This window comes from Streptomyces sp. NPDC045287 (assembly GCF_056432325.1).
In genome coordinates this window covers 169,435-186,457 of the sequence record NZ_JBWKJG010000005.1, presented here as the reverse complement: position 1 = coordinate 186,457, position 17,023 = coordinate 169,435, and the positions used below count along the sequence as shown (strand labels likewise).

General features: G+C 73.8%; 14 protein-coding genes and 1 pseudogene. 4 read left to right on the top strand and 11 right to left on the bottom strand.

From position 1 onward, the window contains the following. Nucleotides 1–158: 158 nt before the first annotated feature. From AC07D6_RS11175 to AC07D6_RS11135, 9 genes are all read right to left on the bottom strand, one after another. The gene (locus AC07D6_RS11175) at nt 159–803 is read right to left on the bottom strand and encodes a CoA transferase subunit B (RefSeq protein WP_479043426.1); all 645 of its coding nucleotides are present in this window, start codon (nt 801–803) and stop codon (nt 159–161) included. Continuing rightward, nucleotides 800–1,618: a CoA transferase subunit A gene (locus tag AC07D6_RS11170; protein WP_479043425.1), complete on the bottom strand. Its 819-nt coding sequence runs from the start codon at nt 1,616–1,618 to the stop codon at nt 800–802. The genes AC07D6_RS11175 and AC07D6_RS11170 overlap by 4 nt, the downstream gene beginning before the upstream one ends. 14 nt (nt 1,619–1,632) lie before the next feature. Continuing rightward, nucleotides 1,633–2,463, bottom strand: coding sequence for an SDR family NAD(P)-dependent oxidoreductase (locus AC07D6_RS11165; protein WP_479043423.1), 831 nt, complete (start codon nt 2,461–2,463; stop codon nt 1,633–1,635). Further along, the gene (locus AC07D6_RS11160) at nt 2,460–3,431 is read right to left on the bottom strand and encodes a fumarylacetoacetate hydrolase family protein (protein WP_479043422.1); all 972 of its coding nucleotides are present in this window, start codon (nt 3,429–3,431) and stop codon (nt 2,460–2,462) included. Before AC07D6_RS11160 ends, AC07D6_RS11165 begins: the two co-directional genes overlap by 4 nt. 172 nt (nt 3,432–3,603) lie before the next feature. Beyond that, the gene (locus AC07D6_RS11155) at nt 3,604–4,536 is read right to left on the bottom strand and encodes a VOC family protein (protein ID WP_315879307.1); all 933 of its coding nucleotides are present in this window, start codon (nt 4,534–4,536) and stop codon (nt 3,604–3,606) included. A gap of 3 nt (nt 4,537–4,539) precedes the next feature. Further along, nucleotides 4,540–5,589 carry an amidohydrolase family protein gene (locus AC07D6_RS11150; protein WP_479043421.1) on the bottom strand — a complete coding sequence of 350 codons (1,050 nt, stop codon included), beginning with the start codon at nt 5,587–5,589 and terminating at the stop codon, nt 4,540–4,542. Then, entirely contained in the window at nt 5,586–6,716 is a 1,131-nt protein-coding gene (locus AC07D6_RS11145) for an FAD-dependent oxidoreductase (protein ID WP_479043420.1), read from the bottom strand. The genes AC07D6_RS11150 and AC07D6_RS11145 overlap by 4 nt, the downstream gene beginning before the upstream one ends. 33 nt (nt 6,717–6,749) lie before the next feature. Then, complete coding sequence (locus AC07D6_RS11140) at nt 6,750–7,742, bottom strand: cyclase family protein (RefSeq protein ID WP_315879304.1); 993 nt, start codon at nt 7,740–7,742, stop codon at nt 6,750–6,752. Beyond that, complete coding sequence (locus AC07D6_RS11135; protein WP_479043419.1) at nt 7,739–8,740, bottom strand: fumarylacetoacetate hydrolase family protein; 1,002 nt, start codon at nt 8,738–8,740, stop codon at nt 7,739–7,741. The genes AC07D6_RS11140 and AC07D6_RS11135 overlap by 4 nt, the downstream gene beginning before the upstream one ends. A 126-nt stretch (nt 8,741–8,866) precedes the next feature. Between AC07D6_RS11135 and AC07D6_RS11130 the strand changes: the two genes are divergently transcribed. Together AC07D6_RS11130 and AC07D6_RS11125 are read left to right on the top strand one after the other, a co-directional pair. After that, nucleotides 8,867–9,784, top strand: coding sequence for a LysR family transcriptional regulator (locus AC07D6_RS11130; protein WP_479043418.1), 918 nt, complete (start codon nt 8,867–8,869; stop codon nt 9,782–9,784). 168 nt (nt 9,785–9,952) lie between these two features. After that, nucleotides 9,953–10,390: a hypothetical protein gene (locus tag AC07D6_RS11125; protein ID WP_479043417.1), complete on the top strand. Its 438-nt coding sequence runs from the start codon at nt 9,953–9,955 to the stop codon at nt 10,388–10,390. Nucleotides 10,391–10,784: 394 nt separating this feature from the next. Here AC07D6_RS11125 and AC07D6_RS11120 read toward each other — a convergent pair whose 3' ends face one another. Continuing rightward, nucleotides 10,785–11,711: a phosphorothioated DNA-binding restriction endonuclease gene (locus AC07D6_RS11120; RefSeq protein ID WP_479043416.1), complete on the bottom strand. Its 927-nt coding sequence runs from the start codon at nt 11,709–11,711 to the stop codon at nt 10,785–10,787. Between the two features lie 471 nt (nt 11,712–12,182). Then, a complete protein-coding gene (locus AC07D6_RS11115; RefSeq protein WP_479043415.1) occupies nt 12,183–14,492 on the bottom strand; it encodes a beta-L-arabinofuranosidase domain-containing protein in 2,310 nt (769 codons plus the stop codon). 1,817 nt (nt 14,493–16,309) lie between these two features. Here AC07D6_RS11115 and AC07D6_RS11110 point away from each other — a divergent pair. Further along, complete coding sequence (locus AC07D6_RS11110) at nt 16,310–16,720, top strand: VOC family protein (protein WP_479043414.1); 411 nt, start codon at nt 16,310–16,312, stop codon at nt 16,718–16,720. Between the two features lie 41 nt (nt 16,721–16,761). Beyond that, nucleotides 16,762–16,992, top strand: a pseudogene (locus AC07D6_RS11105) (AraC family transcriptional regulator); the annotation flags it as partial. Nucleotides 16,993–17,023 lie beyond the last annotated feature (31 nt).

Here is a 17,023-nt window from a genome sequence, read left to right as displayed (position 1 = left end):
GTCCGCCCGGCACCCGGTGGGCGGTGCGCGCCGGACCCGGCAGCAACCCGAGCAGACCGGCCCGAGCGGCCGGAGGGTACGGGACGGGGGGCTGCCCCGTGCCCGTGGCGGGCCGGGAGCAGGCTCGCCACGGCCGGGGCCGTGCGTGGCGCCCCGGCTCAGCGGGCGGCGGCGCCCGTGCGGAGGGGGGCTTCGGTGCGGGTCTTCACGTCCTCCACGGTGACCCCGGGGGCGGTCTCGACGAGGACGAGGCCGTCGCCGGTGACGTCGAGGACGCAGAGGTCGGTGATGATCCGGTGGACGCAGCGTTCGCCGGTGAGGGGGAGCGTGCACTCCTCGACGACCTTCGGACTGCCGTCCTTGGCGGTGTGCTCCATGAGCACGATGACCCGGCGGGCCCCGTGGACGAGGTCCATGGCCCCGCCCATGCCCTTGACCATCTTCCCGGGGATCATCCAGTTGGCGAGGTCGCCGCGGGCGGAGACCTGCATGGCGCCGAGGACGGCGGTGTCGATGTGGCCGCCGCGGATCATGCCGAAGGAGAGCGCCGAGTCGAAGAAGGAGGCACCGGGCAGGACGGTGACGGTCTCCTTGCCGGCGTTGATCAGGTCCGGGTCGACCTCGTCCTCGGTGGGGTAGGGGCCGGTTCCGAGGATGCCGTTCTCGGAGTGCAGGACGACGTGGACCCCGGGCGGGAGGTGGCCGGGGACGAGGGTGGGCAGGCCGATGCCGAGGTTGACGTAGGAGCCGTCGGTGAGTTCGGCGGCGGCGCGGGCGGCCATCTGGTCGCGGGTCCAGCTCATGGGTGGGCGATCCCTCGTGTCGGAGACGCGGACGTCAAGAGGCGTTCGATCTGCTTGTCCGCGGCCTCGTCGGCGGTGAGCGCCACGATCCGCCGGACGTAGATGCCGGGCAGGTGCACCTCGTCGGGGCGCAGCTCGCCCGGCTCGACGAGCTCCTCGACCTCGGCGACGGTGACGCGGCCGGCCATGGCGGCGAGCGGGTTGAAGTTGGCGGCGGCCCTGCGGAAGACGAGGTTGCCGTGGCGGTCGCCGCGCCAGGCCCGGACGAGGGCGTAGTCGGTGGTGATGCCGTGCTCCAGGACGTGCGGGCGGCCCCCGAAGTCGCGTACCTCCTTGGCCGGGGAGGCGACGGCGACCGTGCCTTCCCCGGCCTCCCCGGCCTCGGCCCGGGAGGTGCCGCCGGGCGCGTACCGCCAGGGCAGGCCACCGGTGGCGACCTGGGTGCCGACGCCGGCCGGGGTGTAGAAGGCGGGGATGCCCGCGCCGCCCGCCCGCAGGCGTTCCGCGAGGGTGCCCTGCGGGGTCAGCTCCACCTCCAGTTCACCGCTGAGGTACTGGCGGGCGAACTCCTTGTTCTCACCGACGTAGGAGCCGGTGACGCGGGCGATCCGGCCGGCGGCGAGCAGGATGCCGAGGCCGCGGCCGTCGACGCCGCAGTTGTTGGAGACCACCCTCAGACCGCTCGCGCCCTGCTCGTGCAGGGCACGGATCAGTATCTCGGGCACGCCGCTGAGGCCGAACCCGCCCACGGCGAGCGAGGCGCCGTCGGGGATGTCGGCGACCGCCTCGGCGGCGCTGTCGCGGACCTTGTCCATGTGCGGGTTTCCTTTCAGCCGGGGGAGCCGGGGGAGCCGGGCGGGACGGCGGACCGACCGCCGTCGACGACGAGGCCGGCGCCGCCGAACGCGTCCGCGGCCTCCGCGCGCAGCGCGTCGGAGACGGACTTCACGCCGCCGTGCGCGGTGAGCCCGCCGTCGACGGGGATCTCGGCGCCGGTGATGAACGACGACTCGTCCGACAGCAGGAACACGACCAGCGGAGCCACGTCGTCCACGGTTCCGGTGCGGCCCAGCGGCGTCTCGCGGACGTTGGCCTCGCGGAAGGCGGGGGCGGCGAGGGCGGTCATGTCGGTCTCGACGTAGCCGGGGTGGATCGTGTTGACGCGGATGCCGCGCGGCCCGAGTTCCAGGGCCGCGGTCTTCGACAGGCCGCGCAGCGCCCACTTGCTGGCCGTGTAGGCGACCGGGTAGTGGGCGGTGAGGGCCGCCGAGGAGCCGACGTTCACGATGGCGGAGCCGGGCGGCATGAGCGGGGCGAGGTGCTGGATGCCGAGCAGAGGGCCGGTGACGTTGACGGCGTGGACGCGGGCCATGTCCTCGGGGCGCACGTCGCCGAGACGGGCGCGCCAGGTGATGCCCGCGTTGTTGACCAGCCCGTGCACCTGTCCGTACGACGCGCGGAGGTCGTCGGCCAGGTCGGCCCAGTCCTGCTCGCGGGTGACGTCGAGCCGTCGGCGGCCGGGCGCGTCGGTGACGTCGGTGGCGATGACGTAGGCGCCCTCCCGCGCGAGGGCCTCGGCCTCGGTGGCGCCCTGGCCGCGGGCCGCGCCGGTGACGACGACGACCTTGCCGGCCAGCCTGCCGGGGTGCGGGGCGTTCACGGCCGCTCCCGGGTGCGGCGCCGGCCGGACGGCAGGGGAACCGGCTCGGTGCCGGGCACGACCGTGTTGGTGAGCGTGCCGATGCCCTCGACCGTGAGGCTGACGGTGTCGCCGGGCTCCAGCGGCGGCGGGGTCCGCTCGCCGCGCCGGCCCCACAGTTCGGCGAGGCAGCCGCCGTTGCCGCAGGTGCCGGAGCCGAGCACGTCACCGGGCACGACGCGGGTGCCGCGGGAGGCGTAGGCGGTCATCTCCTCGAAGGTCCAGCTCATGTTGGACAGCAGGTCCTCGCCGACGGTCTCGCCGTTGACCTCGGCGGTCAGCGCCAGGCGCAGGAAGCCGTCGGCGTCCCGGTGCGGCTCCAGTTCGTCGGCGGTGACGAGGTACGGGCCGAGGGTGGTGGCGGTGTCCTTGCCCTTGCAGGGGCCGAGGCCGACCCTCATCTCGGCGGACTGGAGGTCGCGGGCGGACCAGTCGTTGAAGACGGTGTAGCCGACGATGTGGTCGCGGGCCTGCTCGGGCGTGAGGTCGCGGCCCTCGCGGCCGATGACGGCGGCCACCTCCAGCTCGAAGTCGAGCACGGCCGAGCCGGGCGGCACCGGGATCCCGTCGTGGGGGCCGTGGATCGCGTGCGGGTTGGTGAAGTAGAAGGTCGGCGCCGCGTACCACTGCTCGGGCACGCCGCCCGTGCCCTCCACCGACCTGCGGACGCCTTCGACGTGCTCCTCGAACGTCACGAAGTCCCGCACCGAGGCGGGTTGGAGCGGGGGCAGGAGCCGGACCTGGGAGACGTGCGGGCCGGGGGGCACGTCGAGGGCCGCAGCGCCGGCGGCGAGCAGGCCGGGCAGCCCGTCGCCCTCCTGGAGCAGCGCGGTGAGCGAGGTGACGCCGGGCAGGGGGAAGAGGGTGCCGTCCTCCTCCACGAGGGCGACGCGGCGGCGGTTCTGGTGCTCGTAGGAGGCGAAGCGCATGGGGCGGCTCCTGACGGGAGTGGTCGGTCGAGGGGGCGCGGCTCCCCCGGGCGCCATCGGCGCGGGAGCCGGGGGAGGCGGGGGAGGCGCGGCGGGAACGCGCCGGTGCCCGGGGGCGCGGCAGGGTGAGTCAGGGCGGTGACAGGGCTGCCGCGCCCCCGGAGTCGGGGGATCAGACCGGCGGGGCGATGAAGACGCCGCGGTCGGGGTCGTTGAACGACTCCTTGGCGACCAGTTCGTTCATGGGGTTGGCGGTGCCCCACTGGTCGGTGACCTCGGGCTGGGAGAAGTCGTAGACGTGCGGGTGCCAGGTGTCCTCGTCGAGCTCCTCCAGCTCGGTGGTGTACTCGACGGTGTTGCCGTGCGGGTCGAGGAAGTACGTGAAGGTGTTGTCGCCCGCCATGTGCCGCCCCGGGCCCCAGATCTTCCGGAAGCCCGCCCGCATCACGCGGCCGGAGCCGCGCATGTACTCGTCGATGCCGCGCATCTCGAAGGAGATGTGGTGCAGGGAGGTGTGCGGGCCCTTCGCGAGGGCCATGGAGTGGTGCTGGGTGCTGATCCGCATGAAGTGCATGACCTCGCCCATGTGCGGGGAGCTGAGCGTGTCGGAGAGGCGGAAGCCGAGGTGGCGCTCGTACCACGCGCGGGTGCGGTCGAGGTCGGGGGAGTTGAGGACGACGTGGGAGAGCTTGACCGGGATGGACTCCTTCTCCTCGATCTTGCGGTGCCGCCGCACCTCCACGTCGGCGGAGACCTCGATGGTGCGTCCGTCGACGTCGAAGAAGCGGAAGCCGTAGCCGCCGCCGGGGGTGTCGACCGCACCCGGCCGGGAGATCAGCCGCACGCCGCCCGCGAGGAGTTCCTCCGCGAGGGCGTCGACGTCCTCGCGGGAGGCGGCCCCGTAGGAGACGAGGTCGAGCCGCTTCTCGTCGGCCTTGCGCAGCCGGACGACGTACTGCTCCGGGGAGCCCTCGGCGGCCAGGAAGGAGATGCCGGAGTCCTCGGCGACCTTGGTCAGGCCCCAGACGCCCGCGTAGAAGTCGAGCTGCTTGTCGTAGTCGGGCACGGCCAGGTCGACGTGCCGCAGGTGGGTGAGCAGGCGCATGTGTCAGTCCTTCCGGAGGAGGGCGGCGGCGTTGCCGCCCCGTACGGCGTGGAAGTCGGCTTCGGACAGCCGCGCGGCGCGCAGCGCGCCGACCGGGTCCTCGGTGCCCATGTCGAAGGGGAAGTCGGAGCCGAGCAGCACCCGGTCGGCCCCGGCGACCCGGACCAGCTCGCGCAGGACGTGCGGGTCGTGGACGAGGGAGTCGAAGTACAGCCGCTTCAGGTAGCTGCTGGGCGGGTGCGCGCAGCCCGCCCCCGCGTCGGGGCGGGTGGACCAGGCGTGGTCGGAGCGGCCGATGTGGGTGGGCAGGTAGCCGCCGCCGTGTGCCGCGATCAGCTTCAGGCCGGGGTGCCGGTCCAGGACCCCGGAGAAGATCAGGTGGGAGAGGGCGACGGCGTTCTCGGTGGGCTGGCCGACGGTGTTGGACAGGTACCACCGGTCCAGGCGCTCGTCGAGCGTGCACCCGAAGGGGTGCAGGAAGAGGACCGCGCCCGTCTCCTCGGCGCGGGTCCAGAACGGCTCGTAGGCCGGGTCGGACAGTTCCCGTCCGGGGGCGTGGCTGGAGATCTCCACGCCGGACAGGCCCCGTGCCAGGGCGTGGTCGAGTGCGGGCACCATCAGGTCCGGGTGTTGCAGGGGCACGAGGCCGAGGCCGCGCAGCCGGTCGGGGTCGGCCGCGCAGTGCGCGGCCGTCGCCTCGCCCGCGAGCCGGTACAGCTTCTCCGCGGTCTCCTCGTCGGCCCAGTAGTGGTAGTGAGAGGGGGAGGGGCTGACCAGTTGGACGTCCACGCCCTGGGCGTCCATCGCGGCCAGGCGCACGGCGGCGTCGGTCAGCCGGGGGAGGCGCCCGCGGACCATGGGGCCGTTCACGGCGAGCGCGGCGGGGCCGTTGCGGCGGGCGTCCAGCGCCCTCGCCCCGGCGAGCCCCGGCCGGCCCTCCACCAGCGCCTCGACCTCGGGCAGCAGGACGTGGGCGTGCACGTCCACGGTGGGGGAGGGGTGCGCGCCGGTGCTCGACGAGGGGTGGTGGCCGGGCGACGGGTGGGCGGTCACGGCAGCTCCCGGAGCATCGTCATGGTGCGGGCCATCAGGCCGGGCACGTCGGCGTCGCGCACGCCGTCGAGCTGCCACCGCCCGATCTGCACGGACGCCTCGACGACCGGGCGGACGCGGGCGATCCGCCGCTCGTAGTACGCCCGGAGGAGCGCGTCGTCCCAGTGGTCGGCGCCGGTCAGGAGCTGGGCGAGCACCCACGCGTCCTCCAGGGACAGGGCGGCGCCCTGCGCGAGGGTGGGCGGGCAGCAGTGCGCGGCGTCACCGATCAGCACGACCCGGCCGCGGTGCCAGGAGCCCTCCACCAACAGCCGGTCGAACCAGGTGTAGTTGACCTGCGCCGGGTCGGTGATGTGGCCGGTGATCTCCGGCCAGTGGCCGCCGTACGCGCGGGCCAGGCGGCGCATCTCGTCCGCGTACGACTCGGGCGGGATGGAGGCCCGGTCGCGGTTGGCCTCGACGACGTACGCGTAGAGGGTCGTGTCGCTGGTGGGGCAGTAGCCGGCGATGTAGGCCGGGCCGCCGTAGGCGAGGTCGGTGCGGATCACGCCCGCCGGGCGCGGGGCGGCGATGCGCCAGATGGCCATGCCGGTGGGCTCCGGCCTGTCGGGGATGCCGATCGCGGTGCGGGTGGTGGAGCCGAGGCCGTCGGCGGCGATCACCAGGTCGTAGCGGCCCCCGGTGCCGTCGGTGAAGCGGACGGAGACGCCGCCCGCGTCCTGCTCGAAGGTCTCGGCCCGGGTGCCCAGGCGGATCCGGGCCCCGCTCGCGCGGACGGCGTCGATCAGGATCCGCTGGAGCCGGGGACGCTGCATGCCGACGCTGGCGGGGAGGTCGTCGCCGCCGGTGCGCAGGTCGTCCTGGACGTGCAGGACGGTGCCGTCGGGGGCGGTGATGCCGACGGAGCCGAAGCCGTAGCCGGACTCCTCCACCCGCTCCCACACGCCGAGCTCCCGCAGGACGCGCAGGGCGTTGCCCTGGAGGGTGATGCCGGACCCGGCGGTGGCGTTCCAGTCGTCCTTGGCCTCGATCAGGTCCACCGCGAGGCCGGCGCGGCGCAGCAGGATCGTCACGGCGCTGCCGGCCGCGCCGCCGCCGACCACGAGGACCGTACGGGGTGTGCTCATGGGGAACTCCTTCGTTCCGCGCTTCCTGGGGGCTTACTTGACGGCGATCGGGTTGACGGGGGAGCCGACCGCTCCGGTGATGGGCAGGGGAGCGGCGGTGAGCCAGAACGCGTACGCGCCGTCCGCCGCGCAGTCCTCGGCCAGCTCCTCCAGGTCCCACATCTCGCCTATGAGCAGGCCCATGTTGGGGATGACGACCTGGTGCAGGGGCTGGAAGGCGTTCTCGAACTCGTTCGGGCGGACCTCGAAGCCCCAGGTGTCGGTGGCGAGCGCGGCGATCTCGCTGCCGTGCAGCCAGCCCGCGGTGGTGAAGGACAACCCGGGTGCCGGGCCGCCCGCGTAGTCGCCCCAGCCTCCCCCGCCGCCTTCGGCACGGGGGGAACCCGACCGGCGGACGCGGGCGAGTTGCCCGGTGCGGACGAGGACGATGTCGCCCCGTCCCACGCGCACCCCGTGCGCCTCGGCCGTCGCCGTCAGGTGCTCGGAGGTGATCGCGAAGCCGTCGGGGAGCTCCCCCTCCTCGCCGATCACCCGGCCCACGTCCAGCAGGACACCACGGCCGGCGACGTGCGGGGCCATGTGCTCGATGCCGGTCACCCGGTCGCCGTCGGAGGTGACGACCTGCTCGGCCGGGCGTCCGTTCCACGCCTTGCCGTGGTCGAAGATGTGCCCGAGCCCGTCCCACTGGGTGGAGCACTGCAACGGCATCGTGATCACGTCGTCGGCGCCGCCGATGCCGTGCGGGAGGCCCTGGTTGCCGAGGGCGGCGTCGGTGCCGGTGTCCAGCATCGTGTGCACCGGGTTGGTGCGCCGCCGCCAGCCCTTCTGCGGGCCGTTGATGTCGAAGCGCTGGGAGAGGGAGAAGCTGACGCCCCGGCGGATCAGCGCGGCGCCCTCGCGGCGCTTGGCCTCGTCGAGGAAGTTGAGCGTGCCGAGCACGTCGTCCTCGCCCCAGCGGCCCCAGTTCGAGTACGCCTCGGCGGCCCGGGCGATCGCGCCCTCCGGGTCGGTGCGGTCCGGGGTCACCGGGCCGCCTCCGCCACGCATCGGGTGCGCTGCGCGCCGAGCCCGGTGATCGAGGCGTCCATGACGTCGCCGTCGCGCAGCAGGCGCCCCCAGTGCATGCCGTTGCCGGCGGGGGAGCCGGTGAGCACCAGGTCGCCGGGGAGGAGGCGGGCGGTCTGCGAGGCGTAGGAGACCATCCGCGCCACGTTGAAGATCATGTCCTTGGTGGACTCGTCCTGCATGGTCCCGCCGTTCAGCTTCAGCGTGAGGCGCAGGTCACCGGGGTGTGCGATCGATCCGGCGGGCACGATCCAGGGGCCGAGCGGGGTGAAGCCGGGCGCGTTCTTGCTGCGCAGCCAGTCCGTGCCGATCTGCGGCATGTCCCGGCGGAAGACGGTGGCCCGGTCGGTCAGGTCGTTGGCGATCGTGTAACCGGCGACGTGCTCCAGCGCCTCCTCCACGGACACCCGGTACGCGGCCCGGCCGATCACGGCCGCCAGCTCCAGCTCCCAGTCGGGCTGCTCGGCCCAGGCCGGGAGCACGACGTCGTCGTACGGACCGGTGATCGCGCTCGGCAGGCCGATGAACACGTACGGGAGGTCCTCCGCCGCCCGCCGGTCCATGATCTCCGCCGCCTCGGCGCGCCGCTCCTCCTCCGGGCGGTCGTCGCCCGGCGCCCGGTGCGCGACGTGCAGGTCGATCACGTGCTGCCGGTAGTTCGCGCCCGACTGGAACACCTGGCGCGGTTCGACCGGCGCGTGCACCCGGAACTCCGTCAGCGGCCTCTTCCCCGGGCCGCCGTCACCGGCGAGCGCGGCGAGCCGCGCGGCGGCCGTGTCCCACGCCTCCAGCAGACCGCGGACGGTCAACTCCCGGTCGTCGAAGGCGACTCGGAGGTCGAGGGCCCGGCCGTCGGGGGTGACCAGGGCGGGGAAGGCCGGCCCGTCCGGGAGCGAGAGGGTGGCGAGGGCGAAGGGTCCGGCGAAGAGTGCGGACGCGGCTTCAGGTTTCACGGACATGTCCTCCTGATTGCGGTGGGACCAATCTGGACCCGCCGCCCGCGATCGGGGAAATCGATTCTGTGGATGACTGGCATCCACGGTGTAGATTCTCCCTGGTCGGTGCCGTACACCTGGGGAAAGCCCGTGAATCTGAGCCGCCTGGACCTCAACCTCGTCGTCGCCCTGCGCGCCCTGCTGGAGGAGCGCAACGTCACCCGCGCCGGGCAGCGCGTCGGGCTCAGCCAGCCCGCCATGAGCGCCGCCCTGTCCAGGCTCCGCCGCCACTTCGACGACGACCTGCTCGCCCGCGTCGGCGGCCACTACGAGCTGACCGCCCTCGGGCAGGTCCTCCTCGACCGGGCTTCCACCGCCTACGACGTGCTGGAGCGCCTCTTCGCCAGCCAGGCCGACTTCGACCCGGCCAGGGAGAGCCGCGAGTTCAAGCTGATCGCCTCCGACTACGCCATCGCCGTCTTCGGCGCCGAACTCGCCCGCGTCGTGCACGAGGAGGCCCCCGGCATCCGCCTGCGGTTCGCGCAGACCCCGACCACGGTGGTGGACGACACGGCGACCCTGCTGAGCGCCACGGACGGCCTGCTCATGCCGCACGGCGTCATCAGCGACTTCCCCGCCACCGACCTCTACGACGACCGCTGGGTCTTCCTCGTCGCCGACGACCACCCGAGCGTCGACGACCGGCTCACCCGCCAGGACCTGGCCCGGCTGCCCTGGGTCACCTACCAGCGGACCTACGACGCCCCCGCCGTGCGGCAGCTCGGCATGCTCGGCATCGAACCCCGGGTCGAGGTGTCCGTGGACAGCTTCCAGATCATGCCGCTGCTGGTGGCCGGCACCCGGCGCATCGCCCTGGTCCAGGCCCGCCTCGCCCGGGTCCTCGCACCCCTCACCGCCGTACGCGTGATGGAGCCGCCGTACGAGGCGGTCCCGCTGCGGGAGGCCCTGTGGTGGCACCCCGTGCACACCCACGACGCGGCCCACATCTGGCTGCGGGAGACGGCCGCCCGCGTCGGCAGGCGGATGGCCGACGCGCCCGGGCAGTGAACCGGCCCGGGGCGGGCGCGCCCCGCCACGGGCCATCCACCGGATGGATCGAAGCCATCCAGAACGCGGATCGTGCCGGGGGTGGGCAGAGCGGTCGGCGGAGCGCATGATCGTGGTGCGTCGGGTGCCCCCGCGTCCGCGTCCGTCCGCGTCGGTACCTGCCTCGCCGTGTACGACGCCGGCTGGGGCAAGCTGAACCAGGAGCGGCCGGTCGCCGTCGACTGCGGCGCCGACTTCGCCTTCTCCAAGGTGACCATGGTGACGACGTACGCCGCGCACTGCCCCACGGGGGCGGGGCGATGGGGATGGGGCCACACCAACGGCGACGGGTCGCCCATCGCCCTGTGCCTGGACCGCGTCTTCGCCGCGGGGCAGTGCTTCCCCGCGACACTGAACAGACAGTCCGACGGGACCCTCCGCGGTACGGCGCAGATGTTCAGCGTCTGGGGCTGCGACCGGACGCAGGTGCCGAGCGGCAAGAACGCGGTCATGGTGATCACGGCGGTGCTGAAGGGCGGCGGCTGCCCGCAGCGCACCGACCGGCAGACGCTCTCGTGGCAGGTCTTCAGCGGCGCGGCCACCGTCTGTGCCGTACAGGCGAACTGACCCGCCATCCGCCCGCCCCGCGTCCGGCGGCCCGTACGGGCCCCGGGCCGCGCCCGCCCCGCGGCGGGTGCGCCGGAGAGGACCGTGGAGGGCCCGGCCCGGTGCCCCGAGGGCGTGCCGAGAGGTCCGCGGGCGCTCGGGCCCGGTGCCCCGGCGGACGAGACGTCCGCGCGGGGCCGCCCTCGTCTCCGGCCTCTTGGGCACACCGCGGTCCAAGGGGGCGCGGTCGTCGGTGACGTTGCGGGATCCCGGACTCGAACGGCAGGGCGCGGCGGTCGGCGGCCCCGAGGACGTCCGGGCCTCGAACGGCGGGCCGTGGCGCCGGGGAACAGCACCTCGGACGACGAACACGACCGCCCCCCGCGCCCCGCCGCGCCGACGTGTCCGCCGAGGGCTACGCGGCCTGGGCCCCGGGGCGCTTGAAGACCTGCTGGCCGTGCCAGAGGACGAACCGCGGGTCGACGGTGGGGCGTCCGGGGCGGGGCGCCGCGACGGGACGGCCGTGGAGCTCGTCGACGGCGCGGCCGGCCGCGCCACGGGCGACGTACAGCTCGGAGACCTGAATGCGGAGGTCGGGCAGGAGCCCGAGGGCGCCGAGGTCGAAGAGGGCGTGGTGCAGGGAGCACAGGGCCAGGCCGTTGTTCACCTCGTCCGGGCCGTCCTGGCTGTGCCAGCGCACGTGCGCCGCCTCCAGGCCGACGGGGTTGCGGCCGAGGGCGCCGTCGAACCCGCAGAAGGCGCAGGCGTACGCGTAGGCGTGCAGTACCTCCTCGGCGAAACCGGCCCGGCGCCGGCGTCGCTTCCGTCCGGCGGGGGCGTACGCGGCGTCGCCGAGGCCGACGGCGAGGTCGAGCCCGACGGCGTCGCAGACGGGCGCCTCCAGCGCGGGGGTGAAGTGCTGCTCCAGCAGGAGGCGTACGGCCGCGGTCAGCGTGCCCGGGTCGGCCAACAGCGCCTCGACGTCGGGGCGGAGGCGGCCGTGCGCCCCCCGGGCCCGCAGCGCACCGCCCCGCTCCGGCGCGTCCGGGCCGATCGCGTTGCCGTCCCGGTCCCGCAGCTCCCACAGCTCCCGCTCCAGGTGTACGAACGGCATCGCCGCCCGCTCCCGCGCCCGCGCGGGGCTGGTCACGGCGGGCCCGAAGTCGTTGATCAGCCGGCTGACCGGCTCCTCCGCCTCGTCGTACGCGACGGCAGTGCTGCCGGACGCGGCGAACCTCCCCAGCAGCCACAGCACGAGCAGGGGCTTGTGCGGCGCCCGCCGGCCGCCTATCTGGGCCCGCCGAAGCGCCGACAGCGCGCTCAGCAACTCGTCTCGCGTCACGGAAATCCCCCCATGCTCCGAGCCCCACCCGGTGGTGCGCCCCGATTGTCGCAGGCACCGGGAGCGCTGATCATCCGCAGGGGACGGGGCGGGGCGCTCCGGATGCCGGGAGGGATGCGTTCCGCCTGGTGGGCACCGCCGGTGCGGTGGCCGGACCGCCGGGGCGGTCTCGTGGCCGGCGGGACCGTGGTGGCCGGGGCCGCCGGGCGTGTGTGCCGGGACACGGTTCTGGTGCACCTGTGCCCCCGGTCGGAGGAACCGACCGGGGGCACAGGACCTGCGCTGTCGTCGTGAGACGGCTGGCGGACTCAGCGGCGGCCGGACACGTGGAGGCCGACCGGGGCACAGGACCTGCGCCGTCGCCGCCCGGCCGGCTCGGCGGCCCCCGCCGGGCGGGTGCTACGGGAGCGCCCGCCGCGGCGGTGGCCGGCGCCCGGTGCCGGCGGCGCGGGCACGGGGGCCGGCCGGTCGTCACCGCACGACGCGCCACCGGTTGTCGGCCGTGCCGTTGTCCGAGTCCTGGACCGCGAAGGCGCCCATCGCGGTGGAGCCGTTCTCGATGGCGAGCAGCTTCCCGCTGTGCACGTTGCGGATCTTGTAGGTGCCGTCGCCCTGGTCGAGGAGGGTCCAGCGGTGGTCGGCGGTGCCGTTGTCCGACCACTGCAGGACGGCGGCGCCGTCGGCCGTGGACATGTTCAGCACGCCGAGCACCTTGCGGCTGTGGACGTTGCGGAAGCGGAAGGCGCCGCCGTCGGGGATCATCTCCCAGTCGTGGTCGGCGGTGCCGGAGTCGCTCCACTGCAGGGCCCGGCCGCCGTCGGCGGTGGACATGTCCTGGATGCCCAGCACCAGGCCGCTGGCGGCGTTGGCGAGGCGGACGGAGGCGAGGCCGCCGGTGTTCCAGTAGACGGTGTAGTTGTGGCCGTGCGCGTCGTGGAAGGGGCCGAGGGGGACGGTGGCGCCGTTCGCGGTGGCGGTGAAGGCGAGCGCGGTGGAGCTGGTCCGCCTGATCGAGGACGTGTCCAGGGAGGGCAGGGAGGAGAGTGCGGTGTTGCCGTAGTTGCCGGACAGGACGACCGGGCCGTAGGTGATCGCGGCGACGCCGGGATCGTCGTTGGCCGCCCGCATGACGACGCGCATGGGCAGGCGGACGGTGACGGTGTCGCCGGACGTCCAGGCGCGGGTCAGGGTGGCGTAGCTGCCCGGGGTGGTGGTGATGTTCTGCGCGACGCCGTTGACGCTGATGGCGGCCCCGGTGGTCCAGCTCGGGATGCGGATGCGCATCGCCCAGGTGCCGGTGGGGTTGCCGGTGACGCGCAGGGTCGTGGTGTCGCTCGCCGGGTACGACGTGGTCTGGGTGACGGTGATCCCGCGCTGGGTCCAGGTGAGGACCGAGGGGACGAAGAGGTTCACGGTCAGCGTGGTGCCGGAGTGGAAGTAGACGGAGTCCATCAGCCGGGTGTGCATCTCCAGGCCGGTGCCCTGGCAGCACCAGAAGGTCGTGTAGTCGGTGCTCCAGGTGCCCCCGCCCCAGGCGGGGCCCACGCCGCGCCGGCCTCCGGGGTTCAGCGGGGTGAAGTAGGTGACGTGGCCGTGGGGGTCGGCCGGGTTCTGCTGGCCGATCATGTGGTTGAGCCACGCCTGCTCGTAGTAGTCGAACAGCGCGGCCCGGTTCGGGTCGAGGGCGAACAACTCGCGCGTCAACGTCAGCATGTTGACGGTGTTGCAGCTCTCGCACGTGTCGTTTCGGAGGTGGGCGGCGATGGCGTTCGGGGCGCGGAAGTGCTCGGCCTGGCTGTTGCCGCCGATGGCGTACGTGTGCGTGCCGACGCAGATGTTCCACGCGTTGGTGGCGATGTCGCGGTAGCGGGTGGTGCCGGTGGCCTTGTACGCGCGGGCGGCGCCGATCCACTTCGGCACCTGGGTGTTGGCGTGCAGACCGGCCAGCCTGTCCTGGTTCGCCGCCAGCGGGTCGAACACCGCGGCGTGGTCGAACCGCTGGGCGACGGCGAGCCACCGCGTGTCGCCGGTCTGCTGGCAGAGGTCGGTCAGGACGGCGTTCATGCCGCCGAACTCGGTGCCCAGCACGGCCTGCATCTGCGCCGCACTGAGACGGCCGGTGCGCCGGTCGACCCAACCCGCCAGGGCCAGCAGGACGTCACGGGCCTGGGTGCTGCCGATGTGCCGCCACACGTCCAGCAGACCGGCCAGGGTCTTGTGGATCGTGTAGTACGGCACGTTGCCGTTGGTCAGGGTGCGTGCCTCCAGGGCGGTGAAGTCGGACTCGGGGTAGCCGGAGAGGTATCCGGCGCCGAAGCCCGCGGCGCTGTTGTTGGCCTGGCACTTGGCCAGCTCGGCGACCATGTACAGGGCCTTGTCCCGGCAGACGGTGTCCCCGGTCACGGCGTACGCCTGCGCCCAGGCGGTGAGGAAGTGGCCCTGGACGTGGCTGCGGAAGGGGAAGTCGGGAGCCTCCCAGCCGCCGGTGGGGGACGCGCCGTTGGTGGGCAGGCGGTGGTTGGCGCGGAAGTTGTACAACAGCCGGTCGACGTCGACGAACCGCAGGTAGCTCTGGGTGCGGTTCTGGTTGTCCAGCCACCGGCTCGCGGTCAGCCGGACCTGGCCGAGGTCGAAGGGGAAGGCCAGGGCGCCGATGTCGGCCCGGACCGGGGGGATGGCCGCTCGGGCGGGGGAGTGGCCGGCGAGGGGGCCCGCGGCGGTCGCCGCGGCGGTGACCCCGGCGAGTTGGAGGAGGCGTCGTCTGCTGACGGAGGAGGACATGGATGCACCTTTTCGACGAGGGCGCGCAAGGGTCCGGGTGTGCTCGCACGCCCGGCGTACGGCTCGGGCGAGGAGGAAGGTCCGGTCGGGGCGTGCGGTTCGCCGGCCCGGGGGGCGGGCCGGATCTGGTGGTTCCGGTGGCGCGGGTGGCGGCCCGGGTGTCCGCAGGACTGCGGGGCCACCGCTTCCCGGGCGGCCACCCCGCGGCCGAGGACGAGCAACGCGGTGGGCAGGGCTCTCACCCGTCGGGCGCGAACGGTCGGGAGGACCGGCGGGGGGAGGGCCGGCGCGCCGAGGCGCCGGGCGGTGTACGGACACGCATGAACGTCTCCTCGTGCGGGGGAGGGGAGTCGAGCACCTGGGTGGCGTGTCTGGCGCCGCCCCGCCGAGCCGTTCACCATCGGCGGCCTGCCGCGAAGGCGACAGGGGTGGGGCAGCACCCAATTGTTCGTCATGTCGAACGGCGTTCGTCGAATCGTCGAGACCATAGTTCCGTGAACGGGTGGCCGTCAATGTCGATGACATCCGCAATCGCCTCGGGGGGTAAAGGCGTAGCGGCCGGAAGGGGAGGCGCGCGGGTTCGGGTTCGGAGAGCGCGGGGGAAAGGGAATTCGGCGCGCCGGAGGCATTGACGCGCTCTCGGCGGGGTTTTACGGTCTGATCGGCTTCTCGAATCGCATTCGATATATCGGACATGGTGGTGTCGTCGAACCGCCTTCTCGCCTCCGCTTGTCCGCCGTGCCCGCCCCCCTCCCCCCACGAGCCCGGAGAGCCGATGAACCCGTCCGCCCCCTCCCGTCCCACGCGCCCCTGCGCACGCTCTTCCCCGGTGCCGCCGCGGCCACCCCGGTGACCCTGGCCGCCCCCCTTTCTCCGTTCACCCGGCCCGCCCGCGCCGCCGACTCCGCCTACGACGCGGGTTGCCGCACCGAGTCACCGCACCACCTCGCGCCGACCCGCGGGCGGCGCCGGGCGGAAGGCGGGAGAAAACGCTTCGGGAAAGTGACGTCCGGCCGGAAAGCACGGCCACCGGAGGAATTCTCCACCGCTGCTTCGCCATGCCGTTTTCCCGGGCGTGCGGCGGATGTCCGGCCTCACGCACGCGTATTTCGGCGCGTCTTCTCGCCGAGAGCCCTTTTCCCTCTCGCTGGGGGCGGCGGGCGGTGAGCGAGTGGGCGAGTGGACGTGAGGGCGTGAGGGGCGGATGCGGGAAGAGGCGTAACCCCTGGGAGAGGGCTGCCGTTCAGGGTCGACCTTGTCCGCCCGGAGCCTCGTGTGCTCGTCTCCCCGCAGGGCCCGCCGGGACCCTCCGGGGCCCACCTGCCCGGTTCGGCCCTGCGGTTCCCGGCCGGGAATCCGGTCGCCCCCGCTCCCGGCCTCGCTGGGGCCGCGCGGGCCGCTCTCCGCGAAGCCCCCGTGATCCTGAACGGCACGCCGCCGACCGGGGCCCCCGGCCGAGCGCCGGGGAGACCGCCGCCGACCGGCCCTGCCGGCCGGGTGCCCGAACCGTACGCGAACCCCCGGGTGCGACAGGCCCCGTACCGGATGCTGCCGCGGTCCGCGCGGCGATTCGGCTCCCTGCCCCCGCAACGCGCGGCCCACGACCCGGACCCGACCTCGGCGAGCCACGAGCGGACCACCCGGGCAGGCCGGACCACCCGGACCACCCGGGCAGGCCGGACCACCCGGACCGCCCGGGCAAGCCGGCGCCCCTGATCCGGATCCGCAGCGGCCCGCTCGTGCGCCCGAGGCGGCCGATCGGGAAACGATCAGGATCGGAGAAGCACAGGAGCCGGTCCGCGCCTACGGTGACGGGCATGGACATCACGATTCACACGACCTTCCTGCCGCACGACGACCCGGACGCCTCGCTCGTCTTCTACCGCGACGTCCTCGGCTTCACGGTCCGCAGCGACGTCGGCCAGGGCAAGATGCGCTGGATCACGGTCGGACCCGCCGGCCAGCCGGGCACCTCCATCCTCCTGGCCCCGCCGGCCGCCGATCCGGGCGTCACCGAGGACGAGCGCCGCGTGATCGCCGAAATGATGGCCAAGGGCACGTACGGCTGGATCCTGTTGGCCGCCCCGGACCTCGACGAGGTCTTCGAGAAGGTGCGGGCCGGGGGAGCCGAGGTCGTCCAGGAGCCGACCGAGCAGCCGTACGGCGTGCGCGACTGCGCCTTCCGTGACCCGGCGGGCAACCTGATCCGCATCCAGGAACTCCGCTGACGGCAGCCCCGGAGAGAGTCACGGAAGAGTGGGGAGTACGCATGTGCCGTCCCGCGTGGGCCCGCGCCCGCACGGCAGCGATACGGCTGCACGAACTGGCGCGGTTGCGCCGGGTCCGTGACCGCATCGACCGGGAGTACGCGAGGCCGCTGGACGTCCTGGCGCTGGCGAGGGAGGCGGGCATGGCGGCCGGGGAGCTGAGCAGCCGGTTCCGGCTGGCGTACGGCATGTCCCCGTACGGCTATCTGACGGAGCGTCGGGCCGAGCGCGCCCGCTTCGCCGCACTGGTTTCCGCCACACCGC